At 68.8% G+C, this 18,560-nt stretch carries 20 protein-coding genes; 14 read left to right on the top strand and 6 right to left on the bottom strand.

The window, feature by feature from the left end; all coding sequences use genetic code 11:
* The first annotated feature begins 8 nt into the window (after positions 1-8).
* The gene (locus J7E68_RS07645) at positions 9-686 is read left to right on the top strand and encodes a FadR/GntR family transcriptional regulator (RefSeq protein ID WP_215171397.1); all 678 of its coding nucleotides are present in this window, start codon (positions 9-11) and stop codon (positions 684-686) included.
* A gap of 39 nt (positions 687-725) precedes the next feature.
* On the opposite strand, the gene J7E68_RS07640 is transcribed toward J7E68_RS07645, so the two are convergent.
* Positions 726-1,388: a transaldolase family protein gene (locus J7E68_RS07640; protein ID WP_215171393.1), complete on the bottom strand. Its 663-nt coding sequence runs from the start codon at positions 1,386-1,388 to the stop codon at positions 726-728.
* 107 nt (positions 1,389-1,495) lie between these two features.
* Between J7E68_RS07640 and J7E68_RS07635 the strand changes: the two genes are divergently transcribed.
* The 6 genes from J7E68_RS07635 (at position 1,496) to J7E68_RS07610 (ending at position 6,365) form a co-directional block, all read left to right on the top strand.
* Positions 1,496-2,446, top strand: a complete 951-nt coding sequence (locus J7E68_RS07635; RefSeq protein ID WP_215171391.1) for a ribokinase — start codon at positions 1,496-1,498, stop codon at positions 2,444-2,446.
* Positions 2,447-2,465: 19 nt separating this feature from the next.
* The gene (gene rbsD, locus J7E68_RS07630; protein ID WP_215171390.1) at positions 2,466-2,870 is read left to right on the top strand and encodes a D-ribose pyranase; all 405 of its coding nucleotides are present in this window, start codon (positions 2,466-2,468) and stop codon (positions 2,868-2,870) included.
* A 1-nt stretch (position 2,871) separates the two neighbouring features.
* Positions 2,872-3,675 (top strand): GntR family transcriptional regulator, encoded by an 804-nt coding sequence (locus J7E68_RS07625; RefSeq protein WP_215171388.1) that lies wholly within the window; start codon positions 2,872-2,874, stop codon positions 3,673-3,675.
* A 178-nt stretch (positions 3,676-3,853) separates the two neighbouring features.
* Positions 3,854-4,642 (top strand): hypothetical protein, encoded by a 789-nt coding sequence (locus J7E68_RS07620; protein ID WP_215171386.1) that lies wholly within the window; start codon positions 3,854-3,856, stop codon positions 4,640-4,642.
* Positions 4,643-4,662: 20 nt separating this feature from the next.
* Positions 4,663-5,721 carry a PLP-dependent cysteine synthase family protein gene (locus tag J7E68_RS07615; RefSeq protein WP_215171384.1) on the top strand — a complete coding sequence of 353 codons (1,059 nt, stop codon included), beginning with the start codon at positions 4,663-4,665 and terminating at the stop codon, positions 5,719-5,721.
* A 131-nt stretch (positions 5,722-5,852) separates the two neighbouring features.
* Positions 5,853-6,365 (top strand): glycine cleavage system protein R, encoded by a 513-nt coding sequence (locus tag J7E68_RS07610; protein ID WP_215171382.1) that lies wholly within the window; start codon positions 5,853-5,855, stop codon positions 6,363-6,365.
* 116 nt (positions 6,366-6,481) lie between these two features.
* Here J7E68_RS07610 and J7E68_RS07605 read toward each other — a convergent pair whose 3' ends face one another.
* Positions 6,482-7,189, bottom strand: coding sequence for a FadR/GntR family transcriptional regulator (locus tag J7E68_RS07605; protein ID WP_215171379.1), 708 nt, complete (start codon positions 7,187-7,189; stop codon positions 6,482-6,484).
* Between the two features lie 165 nt (positions 7,190-7,354).
* Between J7E68_RS07605 and J7E68_RS07600 the strand changes: the two genes are divergently transcribed.
* The 4 genes from J7E68_RS07600 (at position 7,355) to J7E68_RS07585 (ending at position 11,838) form a co-directional block, all read left to right on the top strand.
* Positions 7,355-8,593 (top strand): aminotransferase class V-fold PLP-dependent enzyme, encoded by a 1,239-nt coding sequence (locus J7E68_RS07600; protein ID WP_215171377.1) that lies wholly within the window; start codon positions 7,355-7,357, stop codon positions 8,591-8,593.
* 75 nt (positions 8,594-8,668) lie between these two features.
* Positions 8,669-9,982, top strand: coding sequence for a sugar ABC transporter substrate-binding protein (locus J7E68_RS07595; RefSeq protein ID WP_215171375.1), 1,314 nt, complete (start codon positions 8,669-8,671; stop codon positions 9,980-9,982).
* Positions 9,983-9,985: 3 nt separating this feature from the next.
* A complete protein-coding gene (locus J7E68_RS07590) occupies positions 9,986-10,936 on the top strand; it encodes a carbohydrate ABC transporter permease (protein WP_215171373.1) in 951 nt (316 codons plus the stop codon).
* Positions 10,933-11,838, top strand: a complete 906-nt coding sequence (locus J7E68_RS07585) for a carbohydrate ABC transporter permease (protein WP_200933995.1) — start codon at positions 10,933-10,935, stop codon at positions 11,836-11,838. Before J7E68_RS07590 ends, J7E68_RS07585 begins: the two co-directional genes overlap by 4 nt.
* Before the next feature lie 62 nt (positions 11,839-11,900).
* Here the strand turns inward: J7E68_RS07585 and J7E68_RS07580 are convergent, their stop codons facing one another.
* From J7E68_RS07580 to J7E68_RS07570, 3 genes are all read right to left on the bottom strand, one after another.
* Complete coding sequence (locus J7E68_RS07580; protein ID WP_215171371.1) at positions 11,901-12,914, bottom strand: aldo/keto reductase family protein; 1,014 nt, start codon at positions 12,912-12,914, stop codon at positions 11,901-11,903.
* A gap of 227 nt (positions 12,915-13,141) precedes the next feature.
* Positions 13,142-14,788 (bottom strand): DUF4407 domain-containing protein, encoded by a 1,647-nt coding sequence (locus J7E68_RS07575; protein WP_215171369.1) that lies wholly within the window; start codon positions 14,786-14,788, stop codon positions 13,142-13,144.
* An 88-nt stretch (positions 14,789-14,876) separates the two neighbouring features.
* Entirely contained in the window at positions 14,877-15,446 is a 570-nt protein-coding gene (locus J7E68_RS07570; protein WP_215171367.1) for a TetR/AcrR family transcriptional regulator, read from the bottom strand.
* Between the two features lie 66 nt (positions 15,447-15,512).
* On the opposite strand from J7E68_RS07570, the gene J7E68_RS07565 reads away from it, so the two are divergent.
* Positions 15,513-16,151 carry an NAD(P)H-dependent oxidoreductase gene (locus J7E68_RS07565; protein ID WP_215171365.1) on the top strand — a complete coding sequence of 213 codons (639 nt, stop codon included), beginning with the start codon at positions 15,513-15,515 and terminating at the stop codon, positions 16,149-16,151.
* Here J7E68_RS07565 and rlmN read toward each other — a convergent pair.
* Entirely contained in the window at positions 16,100-17,389 is a 1,290-nt protein-coding gene (gene rlmN / locus J7E68_RS07560) for a 23S rRNA (adenine(2503)-C(2))-methyltransferase RlmN (protein ID WP_215171363.1), read from the bottom strand. The genes J7E68_RS07565 and rlmN overlap by 52 nt on opposite strands.
* A gap of 70 nt (positions 17,390-17,459) precedes the next feature.
* On the opposite strand from rlmN, the gene J7E68_RS20290 reads away from it, so the two are divergent.
* Complete coding sequence (locus J7E68_RS20290; protein ID WP_311416635.1) at positions 17,460-18,014, top strand: ribosomal protein L7/L12; 555 nt, start codon at positions 17,460-17,462, stop codon at positions 18,012-18,014.
* A gap of 64 nt (positions 18,015-18,078) precedes the next feature.
* On the top strand, positions 18,079-18,560 hold a 482-nt coding region (locus tag J7E68_RS07550; RefSeq protein WP_215171361.1), incomplete at its 3' end, for a bifunctional 4-hydroxy-2-oxoglutarate aldolase/2-dehydro-3-deoxy-phosphogluconate aldolase.

The following is an 18,560-nucleotide window of genomic DNA, read 5'->3' as shown; positions in this document are numbered from 1 at the left end:
ATGACGCCATGGCAGTGACTGACGACGCGATCGAGAAGATCAAGGCGATGATCGTGTCGGGCGAGCTGGCCCCCGGCGATCGGCTGCCTCCCGAGAAGGAGCTGTCGGATCGCCTCGGCCTCTCCCGCAACTCGATGCGCGAGGCGGTGAAGGCGCTCGAGGTCATTCGGGTCCTCGATGTGCGCCGCGGCGACGGCACGTATGTCACGAGCCTCGAACCGCATCTGCTGCTCGAGGCGATCTCGTTCGTGGTCGACATGCACGACGACGATTCGATGCTCGAGATCTTCGCGGTGCGGCGGATGCTCGAGTCGCAGGCGACCGGTCTCGCGGCCACCCTCGGCACCGACGACGCGATCGCCGACCTCGAACGCGAGGTCGACGCGATCGACCCGACGGTCAGCATCGAGCAGCTCGTCGAGCACGACATCCGCTTCCACCGCGAGATCGTGAGCATGGCCGGCAACGCGTATCTCGCGAGCCTCATCGAGCACCTGAGCAGCCAGACCGTGCGCGCTCGCGTGTGGCGTGGCCTCACCGAGGGCGGAGCGGTCGAGCGCACCCTGTCGGAGCACCGCGCGATCGCCGATGCCATCGCCCGGCGCGATTCCGGGCTCGCGACCTCGCTCGCCACTGCGCACATCGCCGGCGTCGAGCGGTGGCTGCGCCAGGCGGTGACCGCCTGAGAACGGGCCGACCGAGAACCACCCGGCCGAGAACGCGCGTCAGCCCCCGAGACGCCCCATGGCCGCATCGAACTCGGCGGCCGAGCTGTCGCTGACGTCGTGGAACAGCACCTGCTCGATCACATCCGGCGCCGCCGTGAAGTACGGCACCCCCGCGAGCCGCAGACCGGTGATGTCGTCGGGCGATCGCAGGCTCGCGGCCAGCACGTTCGACTCGCTGCCCGCGCAGACCTCCTGCATGCGGGCGATCACGGCGTCCCCGTCGATGCCGCCATCCCGCATCCGCCCGAGGTACGGGGCGATGTAGTGGGCGCCGATCGAGGCGCAGGCCAGCGCCTGCGCGACCGAGTACACGGCGGTGACGAGCACGGTCGCCCCGTCGTCCACCAGTGCGGATGCCGCGGCGAACCCGTCGCGTGTGGCCGGCACCTTCACGGCCACACGGTCGCCGAGCGCCCGGATGCCCTCGGCGTTGCGCAGGAACGATGCGGTGTCGCCGCCCCACGTCTGGAAGAAGATCTCGCGGGCGCCTTCGCTCGACCAGCGGGCATACAGGTCGGGGATCTCGGCGGCGGTGCGGCCGCCGCGCTCGAGGATCGTGGGGTTGGTCGTGACGCCGTGCACGACCCCCGCCGCGAGGAGGGAGGCGACGCGATCGACGTCCGCACTGTCGACATAGAGACGGGGGGCCAACACGGTCATCGAGTCTCCTTGTGCACAACCTGTCGTTACAGGTTCGGATTCGGCTAATGTAATGACAGCCGCGGAGGATGTCAAAGCACCCCGCATCGACGACGATCAGGAGTGCCATGACAGCCGCCACCTCGCCCGATCGCACCGGCGTCGTCATCGTCGGCAGCGTGACCGCAGACGTGACGACGTTCTCGACCCGCCTCCCCGCCCGAGGCGAGACCATCCTCGGCGATGAGTTCACCCTGATGCTCGGCGGCAAAGGCGCCAATCAGGCAGTCGCTGCCGGACGCTCGGGGGCCCGCACGAGCTTCGTCGGATGCGTGGGCGACGACCTCTTCCACGACCTCGTCGTCACCGGCCTGAGCGAGGCCGGTGTCGATCTCACGCACCTGCGCACAGTGCCGGGACCGACGGGCATCGCACACATCCGTGTCGACGCGTCGGCGCAGAACGACATCGTCATGGTGCCGCTCGCCAACGCGGCCCTCAGCACCGCGCAGATCGACGCGGCGCTCGAAGCTCTCGCGCCGACCACGTCGGTGCTGCTCACCCAGCTCGAGACGCCCTCGGCGCTCACCGCGCACATCACCGCCCGAGGCCGCGAGCACGGCATGACCGTCATCCTCGATCCGGCCCCCGCCGCCCCTCTCGACGACGCGGTCTGGGCGAGCATCGACATCGTCACCCCGAACGAGACCGAGGCCTCGGTGCTCAGCGGCATCGAGGTGACCGATGCCGCGTCGGCGGAGATCGCCGGACGCTGGTTCCTCGACCGCGGCGTCGGCGCGGCCGTGATCACGCTCGCGGGTCAAGGCTCGTGCGTCGTGACGGCAGCGGGAGCATCCGTCATCCCGCCCTTCCCGGTCGAGGCCGTCGACACGACCGCCGCCGGAGACGCCTACGCCGGGTATCTCGGGGCTGCCCTGGCCAACGGCCTGGAGCTGACGGATGCCGTGCGCCTCGCCACCGCCGCCGGCGCCCTCGCCGTCACGAAGCAGGGCGCGTCGCCGAGTCTGCCGCTGCGGGCCGAGGTCGACGCGTTCCTGGCAGCGCGAGAAGTCCACTGACATCCTTCGAGGAGACATCATGCGAAAGACAGCGACGACCATCAACCCCGCCCTCTCGCGCGTGATCAGCGAGACCGGGCACACCGACCTGCTGGTCGTGACCGACGCGGGGCTACCGATTCCGCCCGGCTCCGAGCGCATCGACCTGGCGTACCGCCCGGGTGCCCCGGCGTTCTTCGACGTGCTCGACACCGTGCTCGCCGAACTCGTCGTGGAGGGCGCGACCGTGTCGGAAGAGGTCGCCGAGAAGAGCCCCGAGGTGCTGGCCGCACTGCGGGAGCGCTTCGCCGGCGAGGACTTCGAGATCGAGCTGATCCCGCACGTCGACTTCAAGAAGCTCACCCACTCGGCCCGGGCCTTCGTGCGGTCAGGGGAATACACCCCCTACGCGAACGTGATCCTGCACGCGGGAGTGGCGTACTGACATGCACGACACGATCGACCGCCATTCCGCGGCGCCCATGTACGACCAGCTGCGTCAGCTGATCATCGAGGGCATCACGAGAGACGGGCTGCAGCCGGGAGACCCGCTGCCCGGCGAGCACCGCCTGTGCGAGCGCTACGGCATCTCGCGCACGGTCGTGCGACAGGCACTGGCCCAGCTCGAGCATGAGGGTCTCGTCGAGAGGGTCAAGGGCAAGGGCACCTTCGTCTCGCGTCCCCGCACGAGTGAGAGCCTCGTGCACACGCTGATCGGACTCTACGACGACGTCGAGCGCCGTGGCGGCCACGTGCACAGCGACGTGCTGCGCCACGAGCAGACGCTCGCCGACGACGAGATCGCAGCGGCGCTCGAGGTCGAACCCGGCGCGCCCGTCGTGGTGCTCGACCGCCTTCGTCACGTCGACGGCGAACCGTGGTCGCTCTCGACGACCTGGATGCCGGATGCCGTCGGCGGCGTCACGCTCGGCGTCGATCTGTCGGAGAGGTCGCTCTACCGGCTGCTCGCCGATCACGGCATCGTCGCCACCAACGGCGTGCGGTCGGCCGAGGCGACGGTCGCGACCCATGACCAGGCGCAGCACCTGGGCGTCAGCGCCGGGTCGGCGTTGCTGCGGCTGCGCAGCGTGAGTCGGGCCGCCGACGGCGTGCCGATCGAGTACTTCGTGGCGCACCACCGCGGCGACCGCTCGCGCTTCGAGTTCCAGCTGCAGCAGGAGCAGTCGCAGGCGTCACTGCTGCACGTCGACGGCGACGGCGGCACGTCGCGCGCCGGCACCGTCAGCTGAGCGAATGAGCTGAGCGAATCGACCGAGGCCGCTAGCCTGAACGCGGAGCACGCGTCGCACCGGGTGACGCGAGCAGGGGGGCAACACGATGGTCGACGACGCGCACGCGACGGGTTCGAATCCCGATCCGGTCATCCCTCCCCCTCCCGCTGCGCCACCCGCCGACTCCGCGCCATCGGTGCCGCTCGCGCCGCCCGTGGGCGGGCCTCCCGCACCACCGCTACCGCCCTACGCCGTCGGCTCGCAGCCCGCGCAGTACCCGGCGCCGCAACCAGGCCAGTACACGGCTCCACAACCAGGCCAGTACCCCGCTCCACAACCGGGCCAGTACCCCGCGCCGCAACCGGGCCAGTACCCGGCCGGGCAGCAGCCCACCGCCCCCTACGGCGCCGAGTACCCGTATCCGGCTGCCCCGCCGAACCGCCCCTCGAGCTCGGGAAAGACCGTCGGCATCGTCATCGCGGCGGTGGCGGCGTTCGTGCTGATCGTCGTCGTCGGCATCGGCGTGGCCGTGAGCCTCGTGGTGTCTTCGCGCACAGAGCCCGCCACGGCCCCTCCCCCGACGAGCATCACAGAAGAGCCCGCGGCTCCCTCCTCCCCGCCGCAGGCCGACCCTGATTCCGACGACCCCGACGCCGATGCGTCGGGCATCGAGGCGACGCTCCAGGCCAAGATCGACGAGTACAAACGCCTCCGCGACAGCGGGGCGCTGTGGCAGAGCATCCCCGACACCGAGTTCAATCGCACCGCGGTCTCGGCGTTCCTGTACTTCCTCGTCGACATGAAGTCGGCGACCCTCTGGGGTGTCGATGAGGCACAGGCGCAGGAGTATCAGGAGCGCATGACGATGCTCGAGGAGCGCCTGCTCGCCCAGCAGCCGCTCGGTGACGACATCAAGATCACCCTCGAAGACAAGGTCTTCACCTACGACGGCGAGACGGGCGAGGGCGGCTACACCGACAAGTAGACGGGCGTTACGCTCGAAGGATGAGCGACTGGACCAGCACCGCGATCGCCCTGCTGGAAGCCGACGCGAACCGCAGTGCCGATACGCACCTGCACCTCTTCCCGTTGCCGCCCGAGTGGGGCATCGATCTGTACCTCAAAGACGAGTCGGTGCACCCCACCGGGTCTCTCAAGCACCGACTCGCGCGCTCGCTGATCCTGTACGGACTCGTCAACGGTCGCATCACCGAGGACTCGACCCTCGTGGAGTCCTCGAGTGGCTCGACCGCCGTCTCCGAGGCGTACTTCGCGCGGATGCTGGGGCTGCCGTTCGTCACCGTCGTGCCGCGATCGACCAGCCAGGAGAAGATCGATCTCATCGAGTTCTACGGCGGACGCTGCCACTACGTCGACCGCGCCGAGGACATGTCTCCCGAAGCGCAGCGCCTGGCCTCCGAATGCCACGGGCACTACCTCGATCAGTTCACGTTCGCCGAGCGCGCGACCGACTGGCGGGGCAACAACAACATCGCCGAGAGCGTCTTCAGCCAGCTGTCGCAGGAGCGGCATCCGATCCCGCGCTGGATCGTGGTGGGTGCGGGCACCGGCGGCACGAGCGCGACCTTCGGCCGGTACGTGAAGTATCGCCGCCACGAGACGCAGATCGCGGTCGTCGACCCCGAGGGTTCGGCCTTCTACGACGGATGGGCGGGCACGGTCGATCCGCCCGTCGGGCGACCCAGCCGCATCGAGGGCATCGGCCGACCACGCGTCGAGGCCTCGTTCGTGCCCAGTGTGATCGACGAGATGATCCGCGTTCCCGACGCGGGCTCGATCGCCGCGATCCGGATGCTGCGCGAGCGCACCCTGCACCTCGCCGGCGGCTCGACCGGCACCAACCTGTACGGGGCGTTCCAGCTGATCGCGCGCATGCGCGCGGCGGGCGAGACCGGCAGCATCGTCACGCTGATCTGCGACAGCGGCATCCGCTATGCCGGCACGTACTTCAACGACGAGTGGGTCACCGGGCAGGGCTGGGACCTCGCCCCGCATCGCGCCCGCCTCGATCACTTCCTCGAGACCGGGTCTTGGGTCGACTGACTCGCATTCAGTTTCCATGACTCCGAGATCCCGCCGGCCCAGAACGAAGAGCGCGGTTTCTCGGCCCCGCTGGGCGCGTTTCCGGAGTTGTGGCACGTCGACTCCGGTGACCGTCCGGCTACGCTGGCCGCATGACTACTCTCATCCTCACTGTCGCGGGTGCTGATCGCCCCGGTCTCGTCGCAGCCGTCGCCGATGTCGTCGATAGCCACAGCGGAAACTGGGAGAACAGCTCGCTGGCCGAGCTCGCCGGAACCTTCGCCGGTGTGATCGAGGTGTCGGTCGCACCCGAGCATTCCGAGGGCCTGCAGACCGCACTCCGCGAGCTGCAGGGCCAGGGGCTTCTGACCCTCGCCGTCCTCACGGGTGCGCCCGCGGCGGATGCCGACGATCAGGTGCTCGAGATCCAGGTGCTCGGCAACGACCGGCCCGGAATCGTCCGTGAGGTGTCGGGTGTGCTCAACGCCCATGACCTCAGCATCGAAGAGCTGGCGACCGAGACACGGGATGCCGCGATGGCCGGCGGCCGCCTGTTCGAAGCATCCGTGATCGCGAGGGTTCCCGCATCGGTCGACCTCGATGCCCTGCGCCGCGACCTCGAGCGGATCGCCACCGAGGTGCAGGTCGACATCACCCTCGCCTGACGCTCCGGTCGCACTTCGTGCCGCCAGGCCGCGCTCCGGTCGCACTTCGTGCCGCCAGAAGCGCCCGCGGACGGCACCAACTGCGACCGGAAGGCTCCGGCGACGGACGCGCGACGCTACTCGGGCGCGGGCGCGGGCGCGGGGTCGACCAGGTCGGTGTACCGGCGCACCCAGTACTCGGTCTGAGCGACGTGGGCGGATGCGGCGGCCGAGGCCGCGACCGGATCCGCCGCCGCGAGCCCTCGCAGAATCGCGCGGTGTCCGGCATCGGAGTGCAGCTTGAGTTCGGCGGCGTCGCCGGCATCCGGGATCCGGTAGGCGCGAGACCGCGAGCGCAGCACGTCGATGAGGCTCGTGAGCGCATCGTTGCCCGCGACCTCCGAGATCGTCATGTGGAAGGCGTGGTCGAGGCGCGAGTGGTCTTCGAAGTCGTCACTGGCCTCGATCTCGTCGAGCACGCCGCTGAGCGTCTCGATCGTGGCGGCGTCGATGCGCGCGGCGGCGAGCGCGGCGGCATGCGGCTCGAGCACGCGACGCAGCTCGGTCAGCTCGAGCACCCCCGCCATGGGCAGCAGCCCCACGGTGAGCGACAGGCTGCCGATCAGGTCGGCGGCGCGCAGTTCACTCACGTAGCTGCCCGAACCGTGACGGGTCTCGAGCACGCCGAGGGCTGCCAGCATGCGGATGCCCTCGCGCAGCGATCCGCGTGAGACACCGAGCCGCTCGCACAGCTCGCCCTCGCTGGGCAGACGGTCGCCGGGTCGCAGGGCGCCGTCGGCGATCAGCGCGCGCAGCCCATGCAGAGCCGTATCCAAAGCGCTCATCGTCATCCTCCTGACACCGCCTGATCCCCCTGCTGAGTCTGTCGGACGCAGACCCTTCATCAAATTCGTATGACAACTATGTTTCATCCTCGCCTTTTCGTAGCCATTTCGAAAGCCGTGTGGCAAAGTTGTGCAACAACTCCCCCACTGCACCGACGAGGACCGATGCCCGCACCACTCTTCCCCGCACCGCTCACGCTGAACTCCGGCATCCGAGCCCGTGATGCGTGGCCTCTCGATCCCGACGTCATCCACCTCAACCCCGGGTCGTTCGGTGCGGTTCCGACCGCGGTCGTCGAACAGCAGGATGCCCTGCGCCGCCGCGCCGACCTCAGCCCGGTCGAGTGGTTCCCCCGCATCGCCGAGCGGGTGCGCGACGCCCGCGAGCGCACCGCCCCCTTCGTCGGAGCGCATGCCGAAGACAGCGTCTTCGTGCCGAACGCCTCGGCCGCCGCCACCGTCGTCTACAACGCGATGCACCTCGAGCGCGGCGACGAGATCCTCGTCACCGACCAGGGCTACGGCGCGATCACGATGGGCGCGCAGCGCCTGGCCCGCCGCTTCGGAGCATCCGTCCGTGCCGTCGAGCTGCCGCTGCTCGCATCCGACGACGAGGTCGTGCAGCGCTTCGCCGACGCACTCACCCCGAGCACCCGCCTGATCGTGGTCGACCAGATCACCTCGCCCACCGCCCGCATGCTTCCGACCCGTCGCATCGCCGAGCTCGCTGCCGAGCGCGGGGTGCGCACGCTCGTCGACGGCGCACACGCTCCCGGACTCGTCGCGGATGCGGCGGCCGCAGCCGGCGGCGACTGGTGGTTCGGCAACCTGCACAAGTGGCCCTGCGCCCCGCGCGGCTCTGCCCTGCTCGTGACGAACGCCCCCGACCGCGACGACCTGTGGCCGCTGATCGACTCGTGGGCCGCGAACGAGCCCTACCCCGAGCGCTTCGACACCCAGGGCACGATCGATGCCACGACATATCTCGCCACCCCCGCATCGATCGAGTTCATCGAGGCCGAGTTCGGCTGGCACAACGCCCGCCGGGCGATGGCGCAGATCGCGAACGCCGGTGCCGAGATCATCGCCGAGGGCCTGCGCCCCTACGGCGACGATGATCCCCTCACTCCCCTGCCGTCGCCCGTGCCGTCGATGCGGCTCGTGCGCCTGCCGCTCGGACTCGGCTCGACCCGCGAGGAGGCCGACGCACTGCGCATGGACCTGCTCGACGAGACCGGCGTCGAGACCGCGTTCACGAGCTTCCGCGGCATCGGGTACTTCCGCCTGTCGGCGCACCTGTACACCGAGGCCTCGGACTTCGAGCCCTTCGTCGAGCGCTGCATCCCGCAGATCCTCCGCCGTGCCGGCATCCGCACGACGGCCGACTCGCTCATCGTCCCCTGACCCGCACTTTCCTGACCCGACCCACCACCATCACCACCCGACCCACCACCACAACCACCAACTGAGAGGCACCTCGTGAAGAAGAACAGAATCTTGACGACCGCCGCGGGAATCGGCACCGTCGCCGCACTCGCGCTCACCGGCTGTTCCGCAGGCGGCGGCGAATCCGCCGACGGAACCGTCACCCTGCAGATGGTCGAGAGCCTGACCAACCCTGCACGCACCGACCTGCTGCGCGGGCTCCTCGACGAGTTCGAGAAGGAGAACCCCGACATCAAGGTCACCCTCGTATCGCCGCCCACTGAGCAGGCCGACGCCAAGATCCAGCAGATGCTGCAGTCGGGCAAGGGCGTCGATGTGCTCGAGGTCCGCGACATCACCGTCGGCCCGTTCGCGAACAACGGCTGGCTGCACGACATCTCCAGCGACCTCGAGAAGTGGGACGGCTGGGATGCTCTGACCGACAACGCGCAGTCCGCCTCCGTGGCCGCCGACGGCAAGAGCTACTTCGTGCCGTACGGCTTCTACGGCCTGTCGCTCTTCTACCGCACCGATCTGGTCGAGGAGGCCGGCTTCGACGGTCCCCCGCACAGCTGGAAGGACCTTCTCGAGCAGGCCAGCGCCATTCAGGACCCGTCGAACAACATCTACGGCTACGCGTTCCGCGGTGGCGCGAACGCGAACAGCAACGTGGTCGCGGCCATCGAGGCGTACACGATCGACGACCTCGACGTCGATGACGCGTTCCTGATGGAAGACGGGTCGACGATCTTCGCCGCTCCCGAGGCGCAGGATGCCGTCGACGACTACTTCGACCTCTTCAAGGAGGCGTCCCCGCCCTCTGCCGTGTCGTGGGGCTACCCCGAGATGGTCGCCGGTTTCACCAACGGCACCACGGCGTTCCTGCTGCAGGACCCCGAGGTCATCGCGACCGTGCAGGATTCGTCACTCACCGAAGACCAGTGGGACACCGCGCCGCTGCTCGTCGGCCCGTCGGGCAAGGCCGCGCAGCCGTTGGCCGTCGCCGGCTGGGGCGTCGCGGAGAACAGCGAGCACCAGGATGCCGCGGTCAAGCTCGTCGAGTTCCTCTCGTCGGCCGAGCCCGCGACCGAGTTCGCCCAGGCCAACAGCCTCGTGCCGATCATCTCTGAGGCAGCCGATGACGAGTTCTACTCGACCGGCCCGTGGACGAGCTACGTCACGATGACCGAAGACCCCGAGACGTACGTCAACGTCAAGCAGCCTCGTGGCGTCAGCTGGTGGACCGAGTGGATCCAGAAGTCCGACCAGGATGTGCAGAACGTGCTGCTGGGCAACATGTCGACCAGCGAGCTGCTCGAGTCGTGGGACACGTTCTGGACCGAGAAGTACGCTGCGGAAAAGGGCTGATCCGTGACCCGGACCACACTCGAAGGGGGCTCCGTCGGCACCGCCGGCGGGGCCTCCCCGGCATCCCGCCGGCGCCGCCCCTTCCGTGGCCGCCACGCGCTGACGCTGCTGGCCTTCATGGCCCCGGCGATCGTGTTCGTGTGCTGGTTCACCTACTGGCCGATGCTGCAGGGCGCACGCATGGCCTTCCACGACTGGAACCTGTGGGACCTCACCTCCACCCCCTGGGTGGGCTTCGACAACTTCGTCACCGTCTTCCAGGACCCGGCGTTCCCGGTGGTCGCGTGGAACTCGGTGCTGTGGGTCGTCGGCTCACTCGTGCCGCAGCTCGTGATCGGATTCCTGATCGCCCTCGCGCTGCGCAAGCGGTTCCGCTTCCGCGGGCTCTATCAGGCGCTCGTGTTCTTCCCGTGGGCCGTCTCCGGCTTCCTCATCGGGATGCTGTTCCGCTGGATGTTCAACGCCGAGTTCGGCGTGGTGAACGACCTGCTCATGAAGGCCGGTCTGATCGACGCCCCACTGCCCTGGCTGGCGGATCCGAAGCTCGCGATGTTCGCGGTCATCGTCGCCAACATCTGGTACGGCGTGACGTTCTTCGCGATCATGATCCTCGCTGCTCTCCAGTCGGTGCCCGATGAGATGCTCGAGGCGGCGAGCCTCGACGGTGCCGGCAAGGCCCGGCAGCTGTTCTCGATCATCATCCCCTACATCTCGATGACGCTGCTGCTGACGATCCTGCTGCGCATCATCTGGATCTTCAACTTCCCCGACATCATCTACGCGATGACCAACGGCGGGCCGGCGAACCAGACGCACATCATCACGACGTGGATGATCAACTACACCCAGCAGGGCAACTACGGCATCGCGAGCGCGATCGGACTCATCGTCGTCGCGTTCCTGTTCGTGTTCTGCGCGTTCTACCTGATGGCGATGCGGAGGGTCCAGCGATGACCATCACCGGAACCACGGTCACCGAGACCCGGCGTCTCACCGTCCCCGACATCGCGAAGGCACCGCGCCCGAAGCGCAAGGCATCGGTCGGCGGCGTCATCCGCGTCGTCGGGCTCGGCCTCTGGCTCGTCATCACGCTGTTCCCGCTGTACTGGATCGCGCTGACGTCGTTCAAGTCGCCGGGAACGATCAACTCGTTCCCGATCGAGTACTGGCCGTCAGAGCCCTCGTTCGACAACTACGTCAGCCTGTTCCAGCAGAGCTCGTTCGGGGTCTTCCTCGCCAACTCCGCGATCGTGGCGACGATCGCCGGCGCGGTGGCGACGCTGATCGCGCTGCTCAGCGCCTACGTGATCGCCCGCTTCGAGTTCCGCGGCAAGGGCACGGTGCTGGTCGCGTTCCTGCTGACGCAGATGATCCCCGCGTTCATCGCGCTGGGGCCGCTGTATTCGATGATGACCGACCTCGGGCTCGTCGACACCAAGCCGGGACTGATCCTCGTGTACATCGCGGTCTGCATCCCGTTCTCGACCGTCATGCTGCGCGGCTTCTTCGAGAACGTCCCCGACGCGCTCGAAGAGGCGGCGATGATCGACGGATGCTCGCGCTTCGGCGCCCTGTTCCGGGTGCTCGTGCCGGTGATGACCCCGGGCATCATCGCGGCGTTCATCTTCAACTTCGTCAACTGCTGGAACGAGCTGTTCCTGTCGGTCGTGCTGATGAACACCGATGCCAACCGCACGGTGCCGTCGGCGCTGAACGGCTTCATCTCGACGTTCAACATCGACTGGGGCTCGATGAGCGCCGCAGCCGTGCTGACGATCCTGCCGACCATGGTGATGTTCGCTCTCGCGAGCCGCTGGATCGTGCAGGGCCTCACCGCCGGGGCCGTCAAGGAGTAAGCGTCTCGGCTCACGACGAAGGCCGCCGTTCATCCCGAACGGCGGCCTTCGTCATGCATCCGTCAGACCAGGCGCGACTTCGGCGAGACCGAGTACGTGGCCCCGGCGTCGCGGTTGACCGTGTCGCCCAGCGCGGTGTCGATCGCGGCGAGCGTGTCGGCGTCGAGCGTCACGCCCGAGGCCTTGACCGTCTCGGCGAGCTGCTCGGGGCGCGAGGCGCCGACGAGGGCTGCGGCGACGTTCGGGTTCTGCAGCACCCACGCGATCGCGAGCTGCGGCATCGACAGGCCCGCCTGCTCGGCGATCGGCTTGAGCCGCTGCACGGCGGTCAGGATGTCGTCCTGCAGGAAGCCCTTGATGAAGTCCGAGCCGCTGTGCGGGTCGGTCGCGCGCGAGCCCTCCGGCACCGGCTGGCCGGGAAGGTACTTGCCCGACAGCACACCCTGCGCCATCGGCGACCAGACGATCTGCGAGATGCCCAGGTCTTGCGACGTCGGCACGACCTTGCCCTCGATCACGCGGTGCAGCATCGAGTACTGCGGCTGGTTCGAGATCAGCTGCACGCCGAGCTCCTTGGCCAGCGCATGGCCGTCCTGCAGCTGCTCGGCGGTCCACTCCGAGACGCCGATGTAGAGGGCCTTGCCCTGACGCACGACGTCGGCGAAAGCCTGGAACGTCTCTTCCAGAGGCGTCTCGTAGTCGAAGCGGTGCGCCTGGTACAGGTCGACGTAGTCGGTGCCGAGGCGCTTCAGCGAGCCGTTGATCGACTCGAGGATGTGCTTGCGGCTCAGCCCGGTGTCGTTCGGGCCCTTGGGGCCGGTCGGGAAGTAGACCTTGGTGAAGACTTCGAGGCCCTCGCGGCGCTGCCCCTCGAGCGCCTTGCCGAGCACGACCTCGGCCGCGGTGTTCGCGTACGTGTCTGCGGTGTCGAACGTGGTGATTCCGGCGTCGAGCGCCGCGTGCACCGTCTTGACGGCCGCGTCGTCACCGACCTGCGATGCGTGGGTGACCCAGTTGCCATAGGTGATCTCAGAGACCTTGAGACCGCTGTTGCCGAGATAGCGATAGTTGACCATGCGACAACGCTACCGGCCGCCACCGACAGCGGGGCCCGATCGCCGTGACCGGTCTCAGTCCCGCATCCGCCCGCTCCCGTCCGCTCCCGTCGCTCCCCGCTCCCGTCCGCTCCCGTCGCAGTTGGTGCCGCCGGATCCGAGCGCGAGCGGCACGAACTGCAACCGGAACCTCGCGACACCGTCACGGTGCGGCACGAACTGCGACCGGAGCCTCGCGCGACTCGTCGTCAGACGCGGGGCTCGACCAGCTGCTCCTGCTCGGCGAGCGTCTGGGCCTGGGCACGCTTCTCGGCGCGCTCGCGCTCCTCGGCCGCCTCACGCTCCTCGGCCGCTTGAGCTGCCTCCTTGCGCTCCGCCCGGGTCTGCGGTTCACCCGACCCTGCTTCGGCCTGGATGCCCTGCGCCTGCTCTGTGACGATCGCGGCGCGGTCGCGGAACCCCTCGGCGGTGACGCGGTCCAGCGCCACCTGCTTGCGGATCGCGACGGCCTTCTCGTAGAGCGACGGGTCGCCGTACGAGGTGAGCACCTTCACGAGCACCGGCAGCAGCTCGATCATGAAGAACAGCGCCGCGATCAGGATGTGCGCCCACAGGATCGTCGGCTCCTTCTCACTGAGCCTGTTGAGACCGCTGATCTGGCTGAGCAGTCCGATCGCACCCGCATTGCCGGATGCCACGGATTCGGCGCGGGCGTTGTACGCGGCGAGCGCGGTGTCGTAGCTGTCGCGCGCGGCGGGCAGCTGCGACTGCGCCTCCTCGCGGTTCTGCGTCTCGGACGTGCTGGTGTTCTCCTTGGCGGCGGTGCCGGCGGCGGCGAGCTCCTCGTTGGCGGTGCGCAGCTGAGCGGCGAGCGCGTCGTAGGTCTGCTGCGCCTCGGCCAGCTGGGCCTGAGCGGCATCCGAGCTGGCGCCCTCGCCGTTCACGCCGGTGCAGCCGGGCACGGTTCCCGCGCCCTCGCCCGTGAGCTCGCACTGATAGAGCACGCGAGCCTGATCGATCACGGCCTGCTGCTCGGTCATCTTGGCGGTGAGGTCGTCGACCGTGGTCTGGGCTGCGGATTCACTCGCCGACGACGAGTCGGTGCCGGCGACGATGCCCGTGGCGGCCTGGTTCTCGAGCTGGGCCACGCGGTCGGATGCGGCGTCCAGCGCCTTGCGCTCGGGGCCGGTCTCGAGGGCGTCCTGGTCGGCCTGCGCCTGGGTGATGGTGGTGGAGGCGACCTCGCGCGCGATGTCGTTGTGGAAGATCTGCAGCACGAGCGGCTCGGCGACCACGAAGCCGATGATCGCAGCCATCACGACACGGGGGATCGCGAGACCGATCAGCTTCCAGACGTTGCGGGTCGACGTCATCGTCGAGGTGAGGAACCGGTCGAGGTTGAAGATGATTAGCGCCCAGACGACCGCGAGGGGCACGGCGAGCCAGATGGCGGCCTGCACACCCGTGGTCAGCGCGAACAGCATCGAGATCGCCGAGACCAGCGCGGTTCCGGCCAGCACGAAGAACATCTGCACGAAGCGCGGCGTCTCGCCGGGAACACGGTCGAGGATCTCGCCCTCGGCGCCACCGAGGATCGCGAGTCGGCGCAGACGCGAGCCGGGCACGTGGGGCGCACGCTCACGCGGCTGACGTTCACGGGGCTGGCGACGCGGCTTCGGCTCACGCACCGGCACAGCGGATGCCGCGGCATCCGTCTCGACCTGCGGCTCGTTCCGCTGCGTCGAGTCGACCGACTCCGGCGCCTGGAGGTCGGCGCCGGTGGGCTCGTACTCACGCAGGAAGTCGAGGTCGTCCGTGTCAGCGTTCGAGTCGCTGTCGAGGATGATCCGACCCTGGGAATCGAACCGTCCGGGGCGGTGAGCGGAATAGGGCATCCCGACAATCTACGAAAGGTCGCCTGTGGAAAACGTGGATGAAGCCTGTGTCTGTGCCTCTGCGCGGCCCTTCGCGAGCCGCACGGGCTCAGCGAGGAAGCATCCGCGAGAGCGTGTCGGCGCTCGCAGCGAGGGCCTCGTCGAGCGTGAAGTGCCCGGCGGCGCACAGAGTTCCGAGTCCGTGCACGAGCCCCCAGACGCCGATCACTCCGCTCTCGCCGTCGAGTCCCGCAGCGATCGAGGCCGCCGCCAGCAGCTCTTCGAGCTCGACGATCAGCGGCGCCATGGTCTCGCTCGGTTCCCCGGGGATGCACACGGTGGGGTCGTAGATCACATCGAAGCCGTGCGGATGCTCGACCGCGAAGCGGATGTAGGCGGCGCCGCCCTCGATCGTGGCGGATGCGGGACCGGAGGCTCCTTCGATCGCCGCGCGCACGGCGGCGACGAGGTCGGCCATGCTGCGCTCGGCGAGCACTTTGAGCAGCCCCCGCCGGTCGGAGAAGTGATGGTACGGCGCGTTGTGGCTGACGTCGGCGGCGCGTGCGACCTCGCGCAGGCTGATCTCTCCTGCGGGTTTGTCGGCGAGCAGCTGCATCGCCGCGGCCTCGAGGGCGTGGGCGAGATCGCCGTGGTGGTAGCCGGATCGGGAACTTGACACAAGCAACATTGTTGCTTATCTTGACAGTGTCCACCACTGCTTGACACTGTCAACATAGGAGCTCCCATGTCTTCCGCACTGATCATCGACGGCCACCCGGACGCCCGGTCCCTCACCGCAGAGCTCGCGCGGCGCTATGCCGCAGCGCACGGCGACGCCCGCGTCCTCGCGCTCCGGGATCTCGACTTCGATCCGTCGCTGCGCTTCGGATACCGCCAGCGCATGGAACTCGAGCCCGACCTCGTCGACGCCAAGCGCGCACTGGCCGAGGCGCAGACGGTCGTGGTGTTCACGCCGCCCTGGTGGGGGTCGGTACCCGCCCTGCTCAAGGGCTTCTTCGATCGAGCGCTGCTCCCCCAGCAGGAGTACCGCTACTCGAAGCTCGGGATGCCCGAGGGTCTGCTGACCGCCGCGAACGGCCGCCTGTTCCTGCTGGCAGACACCCCATGGTTCCTCACGCCCTTCACCGGACTCCCCGCGCAGACACACGTCGCCCGGGGGACGATGCGGTTCTGCGGCATCCGCTCGGTGCGCACGCATCGGATGCTGGGCGTCAAGGACGCGAGCCCCGAGCGCATCGCGTCATGGCTGTCGCGCACCGAGGCGCTCGGTCGACGCGACGGCCTCCGCGATCACGGCCGCGGAGCTGCGTCTCAGGCCATCGCGGCGGAGGCGGCCTCGTCTTCGGTCGTCGCGACGAGCTGACCGCACGCGCCGTCGATCTCCTTGCCGCGGGTGTCGCGGAGCGTGGTCGGGATGCCGGCGTCGTTGAGTCGACGCACGAACTCGTTCTGCGCCTCGCGGGTCGACGAGGTCCAGATCGACCCGGGAGTCGGGTTCAGCGGGATCGGGTTGACGTGCACCCAGCCGCGACCGCGCTCGTTGAGCTTGTCGGCGAGCAGGTCCGCCCGCCACGCGTGGTCGTTCATGTCCTTGATGAGCGCGTACTCGATCGAGACGCGGCGGCCGGTCTTCTCGTAGTAGTACCGGGCGGCGTCGAGCGCCTCATCGACCTTCCAGCGCGAGTTGACCGGGATCAGCTCGTCGCGCAGGTGATCGTCGGGCGCATGCAGCGACAGCGCGAAGGTCACCGGGATGCCCTCGTCGGCGAGCTTCTTGATCGCCGGAACGAGTCCGACCGTCGACACCGTGATGCCGCGGGCGCTCATGCCGAGTCCGTCGGGCTGAGGTGCGACCATCGAACGCACGGCATCCATCACGCGCTTGTAGTTGGCGAGCGGCTCACCCATGCCCATGAAGACGATGTTCGAGACGCGATCCATCGAGTGGTCGTCGGACTTCTTGCCGCCGAGGCCGCCCTCGGCGATCAGGCGGTTGGCACGCACGATCTGCTCGATGATCTCGGCGGTCGACATGTTGCGGGTGAGGCCCGCCTGGCCGGTGGCGCAGAACGGGCAGTTCATGCCGCATCCGGCCTGCGACGAGACGCACAGCGTGATGCGGCCTGGGTAGCGCATGAGCACCGACTCGACCAGGGCGCCGTCATGCAGACGCCACAGGAACTTGATCGTGTCTCCGCGGTCGGTCTCGAGGCGTCGCACCTCGGTGAGCAGCGGCGGCAGCATGCCCGCGACGAGCTGCTCGCGGGTGTCAGCAGGCAGGTCGGTCATCTCGGCGGCGTCCGACGTGTAGTGCCGGAAGTAGTGGGTCGAGAGCTGCTTCGCGCGGAAGCCGGGAAGCCCGAGCTCCTTGACCTTCTCGACGCGCTCGGCGGGAGTGAGGTCGGCGAGGTGCACCGGCGGCTTGCCGCGCTTGGGGCTCGCGAACTGCAGCAGCGGCCGCCCCTCGGCATCCTTCTGCTGGGTCCAGCCCTCGGTCGCGGGGCGCACCTGCGCTGTGCCGGTGGAACGGACAGCCCCCGAACGGGACGACGCGGGTGCCGTGGCGGGGCGCGTCTCGCGCGTGCGGGGAGTCTCGGTCATACCTCCAGGGTACGCGGTGCCGGGTGGGAACGCCCTGGGGTGGGGGCACGCGCATCCCTAGACTGAGCGAATGGACATCATCATCGCTGTCGTCGCGGTCATCGCGGCTGTCGTCGTCGGCATGGTGATCATCGGCGCCGCACTGCGGTCGATGCGCCCGAAGGCTCCGGAACCGCACGTGTTCACTCCGTCGCCGACCATGGCCCGCTCGGTGGCATCCACCTCGACGTCGACCGCCTCGGCATCTCAGCTGACGCCCGCGGCGATCGCCGAGATCGACCGACTCGTGGCTGCCGGCCACAAGATCAACGCCATCAAGCTCTATCGACAGCACACGGGCGTTCGTCTGCAGGAGGCCAAGGACCGGATCGACCACTGGTCCGTCAGCACCACCGCACCGCATCTCGCGGCGGTCTCGAACGCGTCGGCCGTCCGCTCGTCGATCACGGCCACGCCGTCATCGGTGCGAGGCGCGCTGCCGGCGCCCGTCGCCTCGGAGGTCGACCGCCTCATCGCAGGAGACCAGAAGATCCATGCGATCAAGCTCGTGCGGGAGCACACGGGGCTCGGCCTCAAGCAGGCGAAGGATGTCGTCGAGGCCTGGCCGCGCCCCCGCCAGTTGTAATTACAGGTTGTGGTCAGCGAGAATGAGTGGGATCCCTCCGCTGAAGGCCTCTGAAGGAGCCCCGATGACCGACCGTCTCTCCCGCGCCCGCGCCACCGGCGTCCTCGCCGTGCTGCGCGCACCCTCGCCCGAGCTCGCCCTCGAGGCCTCCGAGGCGATCATCCGCGGTGGCGTGACCGGCATCGAGGTCACCTTCTCGACGCCCGACGCCCCCGCGGTCATCCGCGAGCTCATCGCCCGCCACGGCGATGCCGCCTACATCGGCGCGGGCACCGTCACCACCGTCGAGCAGGCCGCCCTCGCCGCCGACGCGGGTGCGGAGTTCCTCGTGAGCCCCGGCACGCTCCCCGCCCTCACCCGAGCGATGCTCGACACCGGCCGCGTCGTGATGACCGGCGCCATGACCCCGACCGAGGTCATGGGCGCGCTCGAACTCGGCGTCGACGTGGTCAAGATCTTCCCCGCCTCACTCGGCGGACCCTCGTACCTCGGCGCGCTGCGCGGCCCCTTCCCGGATGCTCCGCTCATGCCCACCGGCGGAGTCAG

The sequence above is a fragment of the Microbacterium sp. ISL-103 genome, assembly GCF_018613995.1.
GTDB lineage: Bacteria > Actinomycetota > Actinomycetes > Actinomycetales > Microbacteriaceae > Microbacterium.
This window is presented reverse-complemented; position numbering and strand designations above follow the sequence as displayed.

Bases quoted from the DNA above. Each gene is read 5' to 3' on its own strand.
- J7E68_RS07645 (WP_215171397.1), top strand. From the start codon at position 9: ATGGCAGTGACTGACGACGCGATCGAGAAGATCAAGGCGATGATCGTG.
- J7E68_RS07640 (WP_215171393.1), bottom strand. From the start codon at position 1,388: ATGACCGTGTTGGCCCCCCGTCTCTATGTCGACAGTGCGGACGTCGAT.
- J7E68_RS07635 (WP_215171391.1), top strand. From the start codon at position 1,496: ATGACAGCCGCCACCTCGCCCGATCGCACCGGCGTCGTCATCGTCGGC.
- rbsD (WP_215171390.1), top strand. From the start codon at position 2,466: ATGCGAAAGACAGCGACGACCATCAACCCCGCCCTCTCGCGCGTGATC.
- J7E68_RS07625 (WP_215171388.1), top strand. From the start codon at position 2,872: ATGCACGACACGATCGACCGCCATTCCGCGGCGCCCATGTACGACCAG.
- J7E68_RS07615 (WP_215171384.1), top strand. From the start codon at position 4,663: ATGAGCGACTGGACCAGCACCGCGATCGCCCTGCTGGAAGCCGACGCG.
- J7E68_RS07610 (WP_215171382.1), top strand. From the start codon at position 5,853: ATGACTACTCTCATCCTCACTGTCGCGGGTGCTGATCGCCCCGGTCTC.
- J7E68_RS07605 (WP_215171379.1), bottom strand. From the start codon at position 7,189: ATGAGCGCTTTGGATACGGCTCTGCATGGGCTGCGCGCGCTGATCGCC.
- J7E68_RS07600 (WP_215171377.1), top strand. From the start codon at position 7,355: ATGCCCGCACCACTCTTCCCCGCACCGCTCACGCTGAACTCCGGCATC.
- J7E68_RS07585 (WP_200933995.1), top strand. From the start codon at position 10,933: ATGACCATCACCGGAACCACGGTCACCGAGACCCGGCGTCTCACCGTC.
- J7E68_RS07580 (WP_215171371.1), bottom strand. From the start codon at position 12,914: ATGGTCAACTATCGCTATCTCGGCAACAGCGGTCTCAAGGTCTCTGAG.
- J7E68_RS07575 (WP_215171369.1), bottom strand. From the start codon at position 14,788: ATGCCCTATTCCGCTCACCGCCCCGGACGGTTCGATTCCCAGGGTCGG.
- J7E68_RS07565 (WP_215171365.1), top strand. From the start codon at position 15,513: ATGTCTTCCGCACTGATCATCGACGGCCACCCGGACGCCCGGTCCCTC.
- rlmN (WP_215171363.1), bottom strand. From the start codon at position 17,389: ATGACCGAGACTCCCCGCACGCGCGAGACGCGCCCCGCCACGGCACCC.
- J7E68_RS20290 (WP_311416635.1), top strand. From the start codon at position 17,460: ATGGACATCATCATCGCTGTCGTCGCGGTCATCGCGGCTGTCGTCGTC.